This is a genomic window from Corynebacterium sp. FDAARGOS 1242, from assembly GCF_016889985.1.
Lineage (GTDB): Bacteria > Actinomycetota > Actinomycetes > Mycobacteriales > Mycobacteriaceae > Corynebacterium > Corynebacterium minutissimum_B.
The window spans coordinates 704,918-720,293 of record NZ_CP069568.1 but is presented as its reverse complement, the minus strand read 5'-3'; the positions used below and the strand labels follow the sequence as shown (position 1 = coordinate 720,293).

The 15,376-nt window shown below is 57.5% G+C and carries 17 protein-coding genes; 7 read left to right on the top strand and 10 right to left on the bottom strand.

Annotated features, from left to right (window positions below):
- The first annotated feature begins 21 nt into the window (after positions 1-21).
- From I6J72_RS03420 to I6J72_RS03410, 3 genes are all read left to right on the top strand, one after another.
- Positions 22-909, top strand: a complete 888-nt coding sequence (locus I6J72_RS03420) for a glutamate ABC transporter substrate-binding protein (protein ID WP_204099927.1) — start codon at positions 22-24, stop codon at positions 907-909.
- A gap of 82 nt (positions 910-991) precedes the next feature.
- Positions 992-1,678 carry a glutamate ABC transporter permease GluC gene (gene gluC, locus I6J72_RS03415; protein WP_204099926.1) on the top strand — a complete coding sequence of 229 codons (687 nt, stop codon included), beginning with the start codon at positions 992-994 and terminating at the stop codon, positions 1,676-1,678.
- The gene (locus I6J72_RS03410; protein WP_070672156.1) at positions 1,678-2,616 is read left to right on the top strand and encodes an amino acid ABC transporter permease; all 939 of its coding nucleotides are present in this window, start codon (positions 1,678-1,680) and stop codon (positions 2,614-2,616) included. Before gluC ends, I6J72_RS03410 begins: the two co-directional genes overlap by 1 nt.
- A 34-nt stretch (positions 2,617-2,650) precedes the next feature.
- On the opposite strand, the gene recX is transcribed toward I6J72_RS03410, so the two are convergent.
- The 3 genes from recX to I6J72_RS03395 all read right to left on the bottom strand — a co-directional run bounded on the left by recX (position 2,651) and on the right by I6J72_RS03395 (position 5,146).
- Entirely contained in the window at positions 2,651-3,244 is a 594-nt protein-coding gene (gene recX / locus I6J72_RS03405; RefSeq protein WP_204099925.1) for a recombination regulator RecX, read from the bottom strand.
- A 12-nt stretch (positions 3,245-3,256) separates the two neighbouring features.
- Complete coding sequence (gene recA / locus I6J72_RS03400) at positions 3,257-4,390, bottom strand: recombinase RecA (RefSeq protein WP_115022561.1); 1,134 nt, start codon at positions 4,388-4,390, stop codon at positions 3,257-3,259.
- 267 nt (positions 4,391-4,657) lie between these two features.
- A complete protein-coding gene (locus I6J72_RS03395; protein ID WP_204099924.1) occupies positions 4,658-5,146 on the bottom strand; it encodes a hypothetical protein in 489 nt (162 codons plus the stop codon).
- A 111-nt stretch (positions 5,147-5,257) separates the two neighbouring features.
- Between I6J72_RS03395 and I6J72_RS03390 the strand changes: the two genes are divergently transcribed.
- The 3 genes from I6J72_RS03390 to I6J72_RS03380 are packed head-to-tail and all read left to right on the top strand — an operon-like array spanning position 5,258 to position 7,169.
- A complete protein-coding gene (locus I6J72_RS03390) occupies positions 5,258-5,848 on the top strand; it encodes a biotin transporter BioY (protein ID WP_204099923.1) in 591 nt (196 codons plus the stop codon).
- 9 nt (positions 5,849-5,857) lie between these two features.
- Complete coding sequence (locus I6J72_RS03385) at positions 5,858-6,550, top strand: energy-coupling factor ABC transporter ATP-binding protein (protein ID WP_204099922.1); 693 nt, start codon at positions 5,858-5,860, stop codon at positions 6,548-6,550.
- A gap of 4 nt (positions 6,551-6,554) precedes the next feature.
- Positions 6,555-7,169, top strand: a complete 615-nt coding sequence (locus I6J72_RS03380) for an energy-coupling factor transporter transmembrane protein EcfT (protein ID WP_204099921.1) — start codon at positions 6,555-6,557, stop codon at positions 7,167-7,169.
- Positions 7,170-7,182: 13 nt separating this feature from the next.
- Here the strand turns inward: I6J72_RS03380 and I6J72_RS03375 are convergent, their stop codons facing one another.
- From I6J72_RS03375 to pgsA, 4 genes are all read right to left on the bottom strand, one after another.
- Complete coding sequence (locus I6J72_RS03375; RefSeq protein WP_039675832.1) at positions 7,183-8,019, bottom strand: PspA/IM30 family protein; 837 nt, start codon at positions 8,017-8,019, stop codon at positions 7,183-7,185.
- 140 nt (positions 8,020-8,159) lie between these two features.
- Positions 8,160-8,510 (bottom strand): helix-turn-helix domain-containing protein, encoded by a 351-nt coding sequence (locus I6J72_RS03370; protein WP_039675834.1) that lies wholly within the window; start codon positions 8,508-8,510, stop codon positions 8,160-8,162.
- Positions 8,511-8,555: 45 nt separating this feature from the next.
- Positions 8,556-9,032 carry a CinA family protein gene (locus I6J72_RS03365; RefSeq protein WP_204099920.1) on the bottom strand — a complete coding sequence of 159 codons (477 nt, stop codon included), beginning with the start codon at positions 9,030-9,032 and terminating at the stop codon, positions 8,556-8,558.
- Positions 9,022-9,630 (bottom strand): CDP-diacylglycerol--glycerol-3-phosphate 3-phosphatidyltransferase, encoded by a 609-nt coding sequence (gene pgsA / locus I6J72_RS03360; protein WP_204100413.1) that lies wholly within the window; start codon positions 9,628-9,630, stop codon positions 9,022-9,024. The genes I6J72_RS03365 and pgsA overlap by 11 nt, the downstream gene beginning before the upstream one ends.
- A gap of 117 nt (positions 9,631-9,747) precedes the next feature.
- On the opposite strand from pgsA, the gene I6J72_RS03355 reads away from it, so the two are divergent.
- Entirely contained in the window at positions 9,748-10,038 is a 291-nt protein-coding gene (locus tag I6J72_RS03355) for a YciI family protein (RefSeq protein WP_204099919.1), read from the top strand.
- Between the two features lie 54 nt (positions 10,039-10,092).
- Here the strand turns inward: I6J72_RS03355 and I6J72_RS03350 are convergent, their stop codons facing one another.
- The 3 genes from I6J72_RS03350 to I6J72_RS03340 form a co-directional block, all read right to left on the bottom strand.
- On the bottom strand, positions 10,093-11,211 hold the full coding sequence (locus tag I6J72_RS03350; RefSeq protein WP_115022584.1) for a TerC family protein: 1,119 nt from the start codon (positions 11,209-11,211) through the stop codon (positions 10,093-10,095).
- A 179-nt stretch (positions 11,212-11,390) separates the two neighbouring features.
- Positions 11,391-14,642, bottom strand: coding sequence for a DNA translocase FtsK (locus I6J72_RS03345; protein ID WP_204099918.1), 3,252 nt, complete (start codon positions 14,640-14,642; stop codon positions 11,391-11,393).
- 77 nt (positions 14,643-14,719) lie between these two features.
- Positions 14,720-15,358 (bottom strand): TIGR03085 family metal-binding protein, encoded by a 639-nt coding sequence (locus I6J72_RS03340; RefSeq protein WP_204099917.1) that lies wholly within the window; start codon positions 15,356-15,358, stop codon positions 14,720-14,722.
- Between the last annotated feature and the right edge of the window lie 18 nt (positions 15,359-15,376).

Genomic DNA, 15,376 nt, shown 5'->3' with positions numbered 1-15,376 from the left:
ACTCTATTCAAGGAGAATCTCATGTCCCGCACCTTTACCCGCGTCACCGCCACCGTTGCTGCTCTCGCTGCTTCGAGCTCGCTACTCGTTGCCTGTGGTGGCGATTCCGCTGATTCCGCCAAGGGCGGCGAAGGCCTGCTCGCACACATCGAGGCAGGTAACGTCACACTCGGAACTAAGTTCGACCAGCCAGGTTTGGGCCTGCGCGAGGGCGATGGCTCCATGACCGGTCTCGATGTAGATATCGCGACCTACGTGGTGAACCACATCGCCGAGGCCAATGGCTGGGAAGAGCCAGAGATCGAATGGCGTGAGACGCCGTCTGCGCAGCGTGAGACGCTCATTGAGAACGGTGAGGTCGACCTCATCACCGCCACGTATTCCATCAATGCCTCACGCGCCGAAAAGGTCAACTTCGCAGGCCCTTACCTCGTTACGCACCAAGCACTGCTTACCCAGGAAGACAACTCGGATATCACGGGTCTGGATGGACTCGACGGCAAGATTCTCTGCTCGGTGACCGGCTCAACCCCAGCCCAGAAGGTCAAGGAAGCCCTCCCGAGCGTTCAGCTGCAGGAGTACGACACCTACTCATCCTGTGTGGAGGCTCTGAGCCAGGGCAACGTCGACGCTATGACGACGGATGCCACGATTCTCAATGGTTACGCGGCTCAGAACCCGGGCAAGTTCAAGGTGGTGGAGCTGGAAAAGGACGGCAAGCCGTTCACTGACGAATACTACGGTGCCGGCCTGAAGAAGGACGACCAGGAAGCTACCGACGCCGTCAATAAGGCGTTGGAGGAGCTGCATTCCTCCGGTGAATTCGACAAGCTCGTGTCGAAGAATTTGGACAAGGGCGAAGGTATCGACGAAGCCACCATCGGTGACCTTTCCTTCCTCGAATCCTAAGCACTAGTCACTTACGCCTTTCCCGTAGTCTGCGCCGAGGCCACTCTGTTCCTCGGCGCAGACGTATTCCTAGGAGAATCTTATGGACTCCATGTGGGCTGCACTTGGCCCTAATCTATGGCCGGCCTTTTGGCTCACCATCCAACTGACTTTCTGGTCCGCCATTGGCGCGATGATTCTAGGCACCATTCTCACCGCAATGCGTGTCTCCCCGGTCAGCATCTTGCGGTGGATTGCCACTACATACATCACAATGGTACGCAATACCCCACTCACGCTCATTATTCTGTTCTGTTCTTTTGGTCTTTACCAAAACCTGGGCTTAGCGCTGGCGAGTAGGGATTCTGCGACATTCCTTGTGGACAATAACTTCCGCCTCGCCATCTTGGGCTTCATCCTCTATACCTCGGCTTTCGTAGCGGAGTCGCTGCGCTCCGGCATCAACACCGTGGACTTTGGCCAGGCTGAGGCAGCTCGTTCATTGGGCTTGAGCTTTACACAGACGTTCAGCACCATCATTTTCCCACAAGCGGTCCGCGCAGCGATCGTCCCACTGGGCAACACGCTTATCGCACTCACTAAGAACACAACTATCGCCTCAGTGATTGGCGTAGCCGAAGCGTCACTGCTCATGAAGTCCACGATTGAAATGCATGCCAGCCAGCTGTTCCTCATCTTCTTTATCTTCGCGGTCGGCTTTATCCTCCTGACCCTGCCCATGGGACTTGGACTGGGCAAGCTTTCTGAGAGTCTGGCGGTGAAGAAATAATGTCTGTACGTGCAACAGTGCTTTACGACGCCCCTGGCCCCAAAGGCAAGCGTCGCAACCTCATCTACACCATCATCACCTTCGTACTTTCTGCAGCGGTTCTTTATTGGGTGCTGTCCACCTTGCATGAGCGTGGACAGCTCGCGTCCGAGTTATGGTCCCCGTTTCTCAATAGTCAGACGTGGACGACGTACCTCATCCCTGGCTTACGGGGAACTATCTTCTCCGCAGTGGCCTCGATTGTCTTCGCCATTATTTTCGGCGTGATTTTCGGGCTCGGCCGGTTGAGTGAGAACGTCATCATCCGCACTGTGTGCGGAGTGGTCGTCGAATTCTTCCGTGCCATTCCCGTACTGCTGCTCATGATTTTCGCCTACCAGCTTTTTGCCATTTATGACGTCGTGCCGTCTAAGCACCTAGCATTCAGCGCCGTAGTCTTTGCCCTGACTCTGTACAACGGCTCGGTGGTGGCAGAAATTCTTCGCTCGGGCATCAAGTCCCTGCCCAAGGGCCAGACGGAGGCTGCCCGCGCACTAGGCCTTTCGCACAATCAAACCATGCTCACCATCCTGCTCCCGCAGGCAGTGGCCGCTATGCTGCCGGCATTGATTTCGCAGATGATCATCGCGCTCAAGGACTCTGCCTTGGGCTACCAGATTGGCTACGTCGAGGTGGTGCGCTCCGGTATCCAATCGGCGTCTTATAACAAGAACTACCTAGCTTCGCTCGTTGTCGTCGCCATCATCATGATTCTCATCAACTGGGGGCTCAGCCTTCTGGCCGAGCGCATTGAGCGCCAGCTGCGCGCTGGTCGTGCCCGCAAAAACATTGTGGCGAAGGTCCCTGAGCAGCCGGACCAAGGCCTCGATACCAAGGACAACGTCAACGTGGACTGGCACTCGAAGGGTTACACGGAAATCCGCAACCCCGCCGAGTAAACCTGTTGATCTACAGCAGTTAGCGGGGTGCGGCTCAGGCCAGTTCAGCGATGCGGGCATCCAACGCCTCGATGGATATCCGCATCGTCAGGCTGTGGCTGTAGCCGCGGCGTGCCAGCGTCCCCACTATTCGTCTGAGGAACTTTTCACGCTCATGTCGGTCCGCGGGCACCTTCTTGATCGTCCGCGCTTTCTTCTCCGCCACCTTGCGGGCAGTTGCTTCTTCCGATTCCTCGGTGATTTGTTCCAAAGCCACCGCACGGTCAGCAGCATCGACGCCTTTATCCTTGAGCTCCATGTTCAAGGCGCGTGCAGATTTGCCACGACGCACATGCCGTTGACGTACCCACTCGCGTGCGAAGCTCTCGTCATTAATAAGGCCCACACCCGCAAGATCATCAAGGACGACATCGATAACATCCGGCTCGAACTCTGCCGCAAGGAGGCGTTCGCGTAGTTCTTCGCGCGAACGTGCCCGCTGGTCAAGAAGCCGTAGTGCTCGGGAGCGCACTGAGGCCTTTGCCTCCTCGGCCTCGACATCAATGAGCTGTCCGCCCGCAGCACCCGATTCATAGTCTTCGAGTGCTTGGCGCAGCTTCTCTATCTTCTCCAGTGAGGGTTGGACCATCTCCGACGCGGCTTAGTCGTCGTCGAAGTCGACGTTCGGGACCAAGCCGACAGACTCATCAGTCAGCGGATCATCTGCGCCCGGAACATCCATGGCTACGTCATCCCCAGCCTCAGCAGCAGCGGACCCCACGCCAAGCTTGACGAAGATCTTCTTCTCAATCTCATCCGCCAAGTCTGGGTTCTCCTTCAGGAAGTTGCGGGCCTTCTCCTTGCCTTGGCCCAGTTGGTCGCCTTCATAGGTGAACCACGAACCAGACTTCTTGATGAAACCGTGCTCGACGCCCAGATCAATGATGGAGGATTCGCGTGAAATACCTTCGCCATACATGATGTCGAATTCCGCAATCTTAAACGGCGGAGAAACCTTGTTCTTCACAATCTTCAGTTTGGTGCGGTTACCAATGGCATCCTGACCATCCTTCAGAGTCTGAATGCGGCGAATATCGCAGCGCACGGAGGCGTAGAATTTCAGCGCCTTACCACCGGTGGTGGTCTCCGGCGAACCGAACATCACACCAATCTTCTCACGCAGCTGGTTAATGAAGATGGCGGTCGTCCCAGAGTTGTACAGTGCACCGGTCATCTTACGCAGTGCTTGGGACATCAGGCGAGCCTGCAAGCCCACATGGCTGTCACCCATCTCGCCTTCAATCTCCGCCTTCGGCGTCAGTGCCGCCACGGAGTCAATGACGATGATGTCAATAGCGCCGGAACGCACGAGCATGTCTGCAATTTCCAACGCCTGTTCACCCGTATCCGGCTGGGAAACCAACAAGTTGTCAGTATCCACGCCCAGAAGACGTGCATACTCAGGATCGAGGGCGTGCTCAGCATCGATGAAAGCCGCGATTCCACCTTCCTTTTGCGCCGAGGCAATAGCGTGCAGAGCCACCGTAGTCTTACCAGAGGATTCAGGACCGTAAATTTCCACGATGCGTCCGCGCGGGAATCCTCCCACACCCAAGGCAATATCGATGGCAGTGTTACCGGAAGAAATAGCCCGGATTGGCGGGCGGTCATCGTCGCCCAAGCGCATAACAGCGCCCTTGCCGAAATCCTTTTCAATCATGGACATTGCGGCGTCAAGGGCTTTCTGACGATCGTCACCCTTGCTTGCTGCCGAGGACTTCTTCTTCGTAGCCATTTATTTCCTCACTACTTTGTCGAGTGTTTTTACGATGAGCGATAACTGGTGTGATAGCTGATTTTTAATGTGGTTTTCGTGCCGCTGACGCGGGAGTCACCAATTTAGACTGCCGCACAGAGGCTTCGGTTCCCAGGTCTGTCAACAATTGCGGTTTCGCTTTTGTTTCACACCACGACGGTACTCTAACGCCCCTAGCGGACTCCCCACTCACAATACACACACAAGTGTTCGATTTGCGACTCTCCACCCTGGCATGTCGAACACTTATTGCTTCACCCAGGGGCCATCCTGTTCGGAGCGCACAAAGGTCACTTCTTCGCTTGCCGGCAGCACGGCAACAACACCGCCCATGTTTCGACACACATCAAGATCGTCTTCGGGAGCGAAAGAGGTGACATACTTGGAAAATCCCGAGCCTTCAGTGTCGCGATAAATCTCCACGGTGCCACGCGATGGCGGATACCACTCATCATCTTCATCAGAGCCTCCCTGCCAGGTTCCGCCACTCGCATCATCAACATCGGATTCAGTGGCACCTGAGCAAATAAAAATCACGCGCTGATACTGGGTATCGAAGATATCGCCGACAGGCATCGTGACCTCTCCCACTTCACCGTCGGCAACGCCTGCAGCCGCATCGATATTCTCAATCACGTTTGCAGAGTTGATAAGCGAACACCCCGACATCACCACCGAAGCCGCAACGATGACAGCACCGCCGCACACTGCCTTGCTTGCCCGTAATTTATTCATGCCCGAAGAGTACCCCATATGGGGTAGTTTCGTCGGCCAAAAGCCAAGCTTGAACGGTGTTCAAAACAGTCCATTTGCTGCTAACTTCTCCTACTAGATAAACTTTGGCCCATGAAAAAGAATTCTGTCGCTCTCGACATCGCCTACGTCGCGGTCTTTACCGCACTCATCATCGTTTTCGCGTTTGTGTCTATCCCCACCCCAACCGCGGGCGTGCCGATCGTCATCCAGAACGCCGTCATTATTCTTGCCGGCCTCGTCCTGGGCGGTCGCCGTGGCTTCTTCGTTGGCCTCCTCTTTATGGCCCTCGGCCTGGTAGGCCTTCCTATCTTGGCTGGTGGCCGCAGCGCGCTCAGTGCCATCGCCGGCCCCACCGTGGGATACCTCGTCGGCTACATCATTGCCCCCGCCATCACGGGTCTCATCGCCTACCGCGCACCGCGGAATAAGGGCGGCATGATTGTCACGCTCGCTATCGCCGGCATCATTGGCCTTGCTATCCAATATCTCTGCGGCAGCCTCGGTCTCATGGTTCGCTCTGATATGTCCTTTGGCGCCGCGATTCTGGCCCAGGGACCATTCATCGTCCCTGACCTCATCAAGGTAGCCATCGTGGTCGCCATTGCAGCCGGTGTCCACGCCGCTTTCCCTGATCTCATGGGGCGCCGCGCTCAGAAACCACAGCTACAAGCCCAGAACTAAGCTGCCGCCGTGCCTCAGGTTGATTTTCACAACGTCTCTGTTTCCTTCGACGAAAAGAAGGTCCTTGACAGTGTTTCGATGACGTTGACCGAACAGCGTATCGGCATCATCGGTGCCAATGGCGGCGGCAAATCTACCCTCGTTCGCCTCATCAACGGCCTTGGGGAGCCTACGGAAGGCACTGTGCTGGTGGACGGAGTGGACGTCGCCAAGCACGGCAAAAACGTTCGCCGCAAGGTGGGCTTCGTCTTCTCCGATGCAGAGAACCAAATCGTCATGCCAAATGTACGGGATGACGTGGACTTTTCACTGCGCAGGCTCAAGTTATCCAAAGAGGAACGAGCTGCGCGGGTTGATGCTGTACTTGATCGTTTTGGATTGACCCCTCTGTCTGACCAATCTCCCCACACACTGTCGGGCGGGCAAAAGCAGCTGCTCGCCCTCGCTGCCGTCCTCGTCATGGAACCCACCGTCATCATTGCCGATGAACCCACGACATTGCTGGATTTACGTAACCGCGACCGCATTCGCCGCGAATTCGCAAGCCTCGAACAGCAACTGATTGTGGTAACCCACGACCTGGACTTTCTCTCAGACTTCGACCGCGTGATATGCATCGATAATCATCACGTCGCCGCTGATGCCCCTCCCGATGAGGTCATCCCCTTCTACACCAATCTCATGGCCTCACGCCCGCTCTAGAATCATGCCCAAGAACATCCCACTCGGTTTTTATGTCGACGCAGACACGATTATTCACCGCATCCCTGCTGCGGTGAAGTTCCTTACCCTTATCGTTTTCATCCTCGTCACCTCGTTAGCGGTGAAGACGGTTGTGTGGGCAGCCTTAAGCCTTGCTATTCCTCTTGTGCTCTTCCCTGTCGCTCACATCCCCCTCCGGGTGGCAGTAGGTCAGCTCGCTCCCCCGCTCTATTTGTTGGTTGCGCTCGCGGCGTTTCAGTGGTGGCAAAAAGATCTCACCTCGGCTGCGATCATGTTTCTTACGGTCTATGCGGCCGTCACTGCGGCCGTGCTGCTAACCCTCACCACGAAGGTTTCGGAGATGATGGATTCCTTCGACCGCGCTCTCGCACCTCTTGGCAAACTGGGTGTGCCCGTAGAGAACATCACGCTGGCGATGTCTCTCACCATCCGCCTCCTGCCACTCATGCTTGGCACTGTCCTCGAAGTGCTTGACGCACGAAAAGCCCGGGGTGCCACGGCCTCACTGACCGCATTCGGTACCCCGGTTATCATTCGTTCTATTCGCCGCGCCCGCGCTATGGGCGAGGCCCTTCACGCACGCGGCGTCGGCGACTAGAAAATCTCAGCTCTTACTCGCCACGCAGCTCACGCAGGCGGGCCTGGACAGCATCATCGGCCGCGCTCGGCTGGGCGTTGTTCTCACCCGCACCAATAGCCTGCTGAGAGTTGCCCTCCACAGCCTTAGTGCTATTCATCTCTGCGCGAATCTGCTCGAGGCGCGAGTGGCCAGCCAGTTGCACGCCTGCCTGCTCAATTTCCTGCATGCGGTTAGATACGGAGTTCTCAGCCAGCTCTGCCTGGCCCAGCGCCTTGGAGTAACGGCGCTCAATCTTGTCGCGCACGGCATCGAGGGACGGAGAATTGCCGTTAGCAGTGAGCTCGTTCATCGAGTTCAGAGACTCGGATACCTTCTCCTGCATCTTGGCCTGCTCCAGCTGGGACAGCAGCTTCGAGCGCTCATTAACCTTCTCACGCAAGGCCATGCCATTGCGCTCGACTGCCTTCTTAGCCTGATCTGCCTGCTGCAGTGCCTGATCGTGCAGCTTCTTCGTGTCTTCCACGGACTGTTCTGCAGTCACGAGCTGGGCGGCGAAAGCCTCAGCGGCATTCTCGTACTCCGTAGCCTTCTGTACATCGCCCTCAGCGCGGGCCTTGTCCGCGAGGTTCAGGGCATTGCGGGTATTCTGCTGCAGCTTCTCAATTTCGCTCAAGCGACGGTTGAGCTGCATCTCCAGCTGACGCTGGTTACCAATGACCGCAGCTGCCTGCTGGGACAGCTCTTGGTGCTGACGCTGCGCTTCTTCGATGGCCTGCTCGATCTGTACCTTCGGATCCGCGTTCTCCTCAATCTTGGAATCGAAGAGAGCCATCAAGTACTTCCACGCCTTTACGAATGGGTTCGCCATGACAGAAGATGCCTTTCTCAGCAGTTAGGAATGTTCACGTTGATTATTTACGCCACTCACCGAGTGGATGTTCTACCCGTCCAATAGTAGCGAAGCCAATGGAAATGCGTCGCCGATTAAATCCAGATGTGGGATAGGGCTTAAAGTTCCGATGCAGCCGGCGCAGTGGAGGCTAGCTCTTCATCCATCGACGGCAATGCCATGTATCCGGCTGCCTCAATAAGGACATCAGACACGCTGACATCAAGCGCATGGCACACCGATGCCAGAAGCTCAGAGGAAACCTCTTTGCGTCCGCGCTCCAACTCCGAAAGGTACCCCGGGGACACACGTGCCACACCTGCGAGTTCACGCAAGGTCACGCCTTTATCTGCACGGAAGGCTCGCAGCGTCAACCCCAGCGCCTCACGAAGAAGCGGCTCTGGAGCTCGCTCTGCGGTCCGGGCTACTGCCGGAGTGGGTTTTTCAAGAAGTGCAACTGAAGTGTTCATCACTCGGTATAACGGCCGAGCGCCTCATCTTGTTCCCAAAATCGCCTACTTTTCTTGAATAGTTGATAGAAGCAGGCTCAAGGCCGACTCCACGGCGGCCGAACGAATGGCGTTTCTTTCCCCCTCATCGAGTTCGATGAGAACGCCGCGCTTAACGACGTCCCTCCGGTACAGCCCCACATACACCGTCCCCGCAGGTTTTCCCTCCTGCAGGTCTGGCCCAGCCACGCCGGTAAGCCCGATGCCCCAGTCAGCGCCGGTTTCCATACACGCTGCGTGTGCCATCTCCACGGCCGTGTCTGCGGAGACAACTCCCTGTTCTTCGAGGCAGTCTACCGACGTGTGAAGGAAGTGCGCCTTCACCTCAGTGGCATACGTGACCAACCCGCCGCGCAAAACTGCAGACGCCCCAGGCACGCTAGCTACACTCGCCGCTGCGAGACCGGCAGTGAGGGACTCACAGAACGCCACTGTCTCCCCGCGTTCGCGAAGTACTGCGACAAGGTCGCCCTCAACGCCCATTGGCTTGCCCCGCCTTGTTTTCTTTGTAGCCGTCGATGAGGTACTGAATACCCGTGACAACGGTGACGATGACAGCGGCAATCATGACGATAAAGCTGGGAACGTCCATCCAGCTGGGCAGCGGGCACAGGTAGAGTGCCACCGCCAATGTCTGCAGTGCCGTCTTGAGCTTTCCGCCTTGGGAAGCCGGCACGACCTTACCTTGACGCAGCAGGACAAAGCGCCAGATCGTAATGCCAAACTCACGAACGAGAATCAGAACGGTCACCCACACCGGCAACACGCCAATGATGTTGAGGCACACAAAGGCCGCGGTCATGAGCGCCTTATCCGCAATGGGATCAGCGATCTTTCCAAAGTTGGTGACAAGACCCCGCGACCGCGCAATATCACCGTCCAGCTTGTCCGTGATCATAAGAAGCACGAAACAGCCGAAGGCCCACCAGTCATGCCCGCCAAGCACGAGCCACACGAAGAGCGGGATGAAAAGGATACGCACACTCGTCAGGATGTTAGGCAGGTTCCAATTGGATACCTCGGGGTTAACATCCGTGGCATGAGATTGGTTTTGCGCATCCTGGGAATTCTTCACGCCCATCATCCTACCGTGAGCACCCCACCCTCAGTGCCACAACGGCACAACCAAGGCAGCACCCTCCCTACCCATATGCTGAACGTCCCTCTCACGCACCCGCTGCGCACTAGCATGGACTACATGAAGTATTTCGCAGTGTCCTATGAGTACAACCCCCAAAACCCGATCATCGCCCAGACCCGCCCACAGCACCGCGAGTTCATTGGCGCGTTGCATGAGAAGGGCCAGATTTGCGGTTCCGGCCCGTTTACTGATTCCAAGGGTGGCGCACTCATCGTGCTCCAATTTGAAGATGAGTCCATCGAGGTAGCTCAGGTCATCGAGCTCATGGACCAGGATCCCTTCTACACGGAAGGCGCGGTCACCGGCCGAGCCTTCCGCGAGTGGAACCCAGTCATTAATTCCTTCTAGGTCCCACGTCGAGTCGGTCTTACCTGGAGCGTCGGTCTTGGCTGACACGCCTCATTAGGGCAGCTCAGACTTAGGAAGCTCGTCCGCCTTGCCAACGAGCTCGCCTTCATGGTTGCGAACAATCTTGTTGCCAAAGTCATCCCAGTCATAGTGGTTGTGGGAAATTACCACACCACCTTGGGCTTGATCGCGCTTGTCTTTCCACACCGAAAGCAACACCGTGATGCCGAGAACTCCGACGATGACCAAAAGTGAGGTAAGAGTCGTAATTTCCGGAACCGCGCTGACGTTTTCGCCACCATTGATAAACGGCAGGTTGTTTTCGTGCAGGGCGTGGAACAGCAGCTTGACGCCGATGAAGAGCAGGATAATACCCAGGCCATAAGGCAGGTAAACAAGGCGGTCCAGCAAGCCATCAATGAGGAAGAACATCTGGCGCAGACCCATCAGGGCAAACGCATTGGTGGTGAATACCAAGAAGGGCTCCGACGTAATGCCATAGATGGCGGGGATGGAGTCGAAGGCAAACATGACGTCGATAAGCCCGATGGCCGCCAAGGCCACAAAGAGTGGTGTCAAGGCAAACTTGCCCTTCTTTTCACCGGACTCTTCGCGGTGAGTGAGCTTGTCGCCGTGGTAGCGCGGGGTTACGTGTACCACCTTGCGCAGCCACTTAACCACCAGCATGTCATTGGGATCGGTCTCAGGCGTGCCATTTATCTCATCAATGAGCAGCTTCACCGCTGTGTAGATGAGGAAGATTGCGAAGATGTAGAAAACATCAGACCAGGCAGCGATGATAGCCGCACCCATCAAAATGAAGGCGAGTCGGAAGATCAGCGCCAGCACGATGCCAATGAGCAGCACCTTCTGCTGATACCTGCGCGGGATTTTGAAGGATCCCATGATAAGAGAGAAGACAAACAGGTTGTCGACACTCAGCGCCTGTTCCGTTACCCAACCGGTATAGAACTGCGCTGCATGTTCGCTATCCCACAACACCCACACGACGCCGCCAAAGACGACGGCCATCGCCATGTAAAACAGGGTCCAGCCGCCGGATTCCTTAATGGTCGGCTCATGTGGTGAACGAACATGACTGTAGAAATCGAAGATAAAGAAGCCCAGGATCACAGCGATGGTGATGGCCCAGACCCACAATGGTACGTGCATAGTGCCCTATCCCTCCGGTCGGCGTGGCTACAAAGACCGGAGGTCTCCCCCGCTAGCAGCCTCCATACAGGGCATTACCAGCCGACGCGACCGGGAACTGTCTCGCAGTTGCCGTGTTGACGATCAGCGCCGAAGAGTGGGGTACTCCCCTCCAAGACTTGTCCTATCCTACACGTAATCTAGAACGCGCCTGCAGAGGGGTTGGCGTTGATCTGAACGGTGCGCGTGTCGTCGTCGCTAGACGCTTCGGTACTCTCACCGTCAGCCTCGGCGTCCTGAATCTCCTTCGGAGCCTCGGCAGGATCAGCGCCCTTGATCATCCAGATGATGGTGTCGAGCTCTTCCGGCTTTACCAGAACCTCTCGAGCCTTCGAGCCTTCCGACGGCCCCACAACACCACGGGATTCCATGAGGTCCATGAGGCGACCAGCCTTGGCAAAGCCGATACGCAACTTGCGCTGCAGCATCGACGTCGAACCCAGCTGGGAGGTGACCACAAGGTCGACGGCCTCGAGGAGGTCGTCCATATCCTTGCCAATCTCCTCGTCAATCTCCTTCTTTGCCTCGGAGGTCTTGTCGTCCGTCACGCCCTCGGTGTAGTTCGGGGTGCCCTGGGCCTTGGCGGCGTCGACAACTGCCTGCACCTCTTCGTCGGAAACGAAGGCACCCTGCATACGCACCGGGCGTCCGCCCTGCGGGATGAAGAGGCCATCGCCCATACCAATGAGCTTCTCTGCTCCACCCTGGTCCAGGATGACGCGGGAGTCCGTAAGCGAGGAGGTTGCGAACGCCAGACGGGAGGGCACGTTGGTCTTGATAAGGCCCGTCACCACGTCCACGGACGGACGCTGCGTTGCCAGCACCAGGTGGATACCCGCCGCACGTGCCTTCTGAGTGATGCGGACGATGGAATCCTCAATCTCCTTCGGAGCCGTCATCATGAGGTCAGCCAACTCGTCTACAACGCAGACGATGTACGGGTAGGGGCGCATTTCACGTTGCGAGCCGGCCGGCGCCTGGTACTCTCCGCTGCGAACCTTGCGGTTGAAGTCCTCGATCTTGCGCACGCGAGCTGCCTGCATATCCATGTAGCGCTGCTCCATTTCTTCCACCAGCCACTGTAGAGCGGCCGCAGCCTTCTTCGGCTGCGTAATGATCGGAGTGATGAGGTGCGGAATACCCTCGTACGGCGTGAGCTCCACCATCTTCGGGTCAACGAGGATGAGGCGCACATCTTCCGGCGTCGCGCGCGTGAGCAACGAGACGAGCATGGAATTCACGAATGCCGATTTACCGGAACCAGTAGCACCGGCGACAAGCAAGTGCGGCATCTTCTTCACGGAGAAGGACGTGTACTCGCCTTCGATGTCCTTGCCCAAACCAATAAGCATGGGGTCGTGGTCAGCCCGCAGCGCTGGGGAATCGAGCACATCGCGCAGGCGCACCATCTCGCGGTCAGCGTTCGGCACCTCGATCCCCACAGCGGACTTGCCCGGAATCGGCGTCAGCAGGCGCAGGTTATCCGTCGCCACGGCATAAGCCAAGTTGGACTGCAGGTTCGTGATCTTGGAAACCTTGACGCCTGGGCCCAGCTCAATCTCGTAGCGCGTGACTGTCGGTCCACGGCTAAAGCCAGTGACCTGGGCGTTGACCTTGAACTCCTCGAAGACCTCAGTGATGGCCTCGATAATGCGGTCGTTGGCTTCGGTACGAGCCTTGGCTGGTTTTCCGGCAGTGAGCAAGTCCGTCGTCGGGACGTCGTAGCCTCCGCCAAGCGCTGTGTCTTCAGCACCGCTGGGTTCTGCCGGGGTTTCCTGCTGTGCCGGCGGCTCTTCATCTACCTTGGCGCCGGTCATTGCATCGCGTCCAGAACGCTGCTGGAAGAGGCGCACGGCTTCTGAATGCGCGTCGGAGACGACATCACCGCTAGCGGCAGCCTTTTGGGCCGCGCTTGCCGACGTCCCCGCTGCCGCCGCACCGAGTGCCGCACCGGCTGCCCCGCCGACATCCACGCGCGGACGCTTCTTGGGAGCAGGCTTCGGTGCCGGAGCCGGTTGAGGTCCTGGCTCCGGAACAGCAGGGAACTCATCAGTGTCATCAATCTGAGCCGTGCGCTCAGAGTCGAAGGACGGACGACCGTGTTGGATTGGCTCTTGCTGAACCGGCTCGTTCTGCACCGGCTTTGCGGACGCCGCGGAATCGAAGGACACCGTGGCATTCTCGTCCGGCTCCGCTATTGGATAAGCCTGTGCGGGGCGCGGACGCGGTCGAGGTCGCGGAGTATAAGACTGGCGTTCGGGGCGCTCGCGCCCCTCGGCAATCGCATCGATGTCATCGGTGACGTAGCCGTAGTCGTCCTCGGGGACGTCGTCAAGCAGCTCCTCGTCCCTGCCCCGCTTGCGGTTACGCACACCATGGACCACTGCGGAGAACTGCGCTGCCACGAAGTCATAGGCTTCACGCAGGGTAATGCCCGTGACATTGAGAGCTCCATAAACGATGAGCAGGAACAACAGAGGCACGGCCACGTAGCTGGAGAAAGCCGCAACGAGCAGCTCACCGATCCCGAAGCCGATGGCACCACCTGCTTCGCCGGCCGCATTATTCTTCCACGTTAGGTCTGGAAGACCAGCAAAAATATGAATCAGACTGAGCATGCACACGATGATGAGCGACGTTCCGCCCACGACACGCGGCTTAAAATGTCCGGCAGGGCCTGAAAAATCCATCATGAGCGCGATAGCGACCGCCAGGAGGCCAACAGGCAGGACATACGCACCCGCGCCAATGACGTAGCGCACGGCATCGGTCAGGTATTCACCGATGATGCCCGCGACCTGGAACCACGTGGCACAGGCCAGAATGATGGCGATGCCAATGAGCACTAGAGCCACAGCATCTGGGTTTGAGATGCGAATGCTCTTCTCCGTTGACGTCGGGCGATCCATGACAGTGGTAGCTGCGTCCCCATCAACGTCGCGCGCGCGGGTCACTTTGCTCTTCTTCGACGCTGCCTTAGCCGCTGCTTCATGTGTGGTGTTCGTAGCCTTCTTGTTTTTCGCGCGCCCAGAAATTGCCCCTGGCTCCCTCAACTCGTCGTAATCCTCGTACGCTTCTGCTTCATAAGCGTCATAGGCATCATAGTCACCGCCGTAGACATTCTCGTCTCGGTCACTGTAATCAGCCGGTTTCAAACCAGCCAAGCCATGGCCGACGCCTCTCGCCATGCCACCCATTCCGCGGGCGGTTGCGCCAAAAACGGTTCCTAAGCCTCGCCCTACGGCACGAAAGGCGCTGCCGGTCCTCTCTTCGGAGGTCTCAGCAGCGCGAGTTGCAGACGTCAGCGAGTAACTGCTTCGGCCGGACGGCCGCGAGCGATCAGCGGCGCGACCTCGACCGGAAGCGCGAGACGGAGCGTTTTTGACAGACATGTCTGACACTCTAGTAGCAAATGCACCATTAACAACATAAGCCACACGCGTGTGGCGAAATTTCCAGCGGGTTCAGTCTAGAGACTTGACCTGGTGATGGCGCTCTTATCCCCCACAATCTCGACGTGAGCAGCATCGCGCCCGAACGCCCACAACAAGATTTCGGACACAGTGCCACGCACGCGAACGATGGCGTCACCCTGTTCCGCGACACCATGTTTATCCGCTGCCACGATGGGCGGGAACCCACTCGGCTCTAGTACCACGGGAAGACTCGACTGTGATAGCAATCCTGCCCCCATCGTCTTCAAAGTAAGAAGAAGTTCTTTCTGCGCAGCATGGGAAAATTCACGCGCTTCGGTACGTCCATTCGCGCGGCGAATGTCCTCGTGATGCACAAAGTGCTCAGCCGAATTAACTAGCTTGTCGGCGTAGCGGAAAGGGTTAAGTTTGCTTGCCCCACTCCCCCAGTCATCCACCAGCTCGTCATAATCGCGTTTGAGCGCTTCCTCCGTCGCCTTCTCAAGGCGCGAAGAAAGAGCCGGCACGAAGAGCCCAGCGGAGGCATCAAGACGGTTTTCGCGTACCCACAAATGTGCGGCGAGGTCACGGGTAGTCCATCCTTCACACAGCGTGGGTGCGTCGGGGCCTAGCTCATGAAACAGCGCCACCATCTTGGCGCGCTCAGCAGATGAAAACGACATGCGCCCCAGCATACCTACCGTTGGCAGGAA

Coding starts and splice junctions, on each gene's coding strand:
- I6J72_RS03420 (WP_204099927.1), top strand. CDS start 22: ATGTCCCGCACCTTTACCCGCGTCACCGCCACCGTTGCTGCTCTCGCT.
- gluC (WP_204099926.1), top strand. CDS start 992: ATGGACTCCATGTGGGCTGCACTTGGCCCTAATCTATGGCCGGCCTTT.
- I6J72_RS03410 (WP_070672156.1), top strand. CDS start 1,678: ATGTCTGTACGTGCAACAGTGCTTTACGACGCCCCTGGCCCCAAAGGC.
- recX (WP_204099925.1), bottom strand. CDS start 3,244: ATGGTCCAACCCTCACTGGAGAAGATAGAGAAGCTGCGCCAAGCACTC.
- recA (WP_115022561.1), bottom strand. CDS start 4,390: ATGGCTACGAAGAAGAAGTCCTCGGCAGCAAGCAAGGGTGACGATCGT.
- I6J72_RS03395 (WP_204099924.1), bottom strand. CDS start 5,146: ATGAATAAATTACGGGCAAGCAAGGCAGTGTGCGGCGGTGCTGTCATC.
- I6J72_RS03390 (WP_204099923.1), top strand. CDS start 5,258: ATGAAAAAGAATTCTGTCGCTCTCGACATCGCCTACGTCGCGGTCTTT.
- I6J72_RS03380 (WP_204099921.1), top strand. CDS start 6,555: ATGCCCAAGAACATCCCACTCGGTTTTTATGTCGACGCAGACACGATT.
- I6J72_RS03375 (WP_039675832.1), bottom strand. CDS start 8,019: ATGGCGAACCCATTCGTAAAGGCGTGGAAGTACTTGATGGCTCTCTTC.
- I6J72_RS03370 (WP_039675834.1), bottom strand. CDS start 8,510: ATGAACACTTCAGTTGCACTTCTTGAAAAACCCACTCCGGCAGTAGCC.
- I6J72_RS03365 (WP_204099920.1), bottom strand. CDS start 9,032: ATGGGCGTTGAGGGCGACCTTGTCGCAGTACTTCGCGAACGCGGGGAG.
- pgsA (WP_204100413.1), bottom strand. CDS start 9,630: ATGGGCGTGAAGAATTCCCAGGATGCGCAAAACCAATCTCATGCCACG.
- I6J72_RS03355 (WP_204099919.1), top strand. CDS start 9,748: ATGAAGTATTTCGCAGTGTCCTATGAGTACAACCCCCAAAACCCGATC.
- I6J72_RS03350 (WP_115022584.1), bottom strand. CDS start 11,211: ATGCACGTACCATTGTGGGTCTGGGCCATCACCATCGCTGTGATCCTG.
- I6J72_RS03345 (WP_204099918.1), bottom strand. CDS start 14,642: ATGTCTGTCAAAAACGCTCCGTCTCGCGCTTCCGGTCGAGGTCGCGCC.
- I6J72_RS03340 (WP_204099917.1), bottom strand. CDS start 15,358: ATGCTGGGGCGCATGTCGTTTTCATCTGCTGAGCGCGCCAAGATGGTG.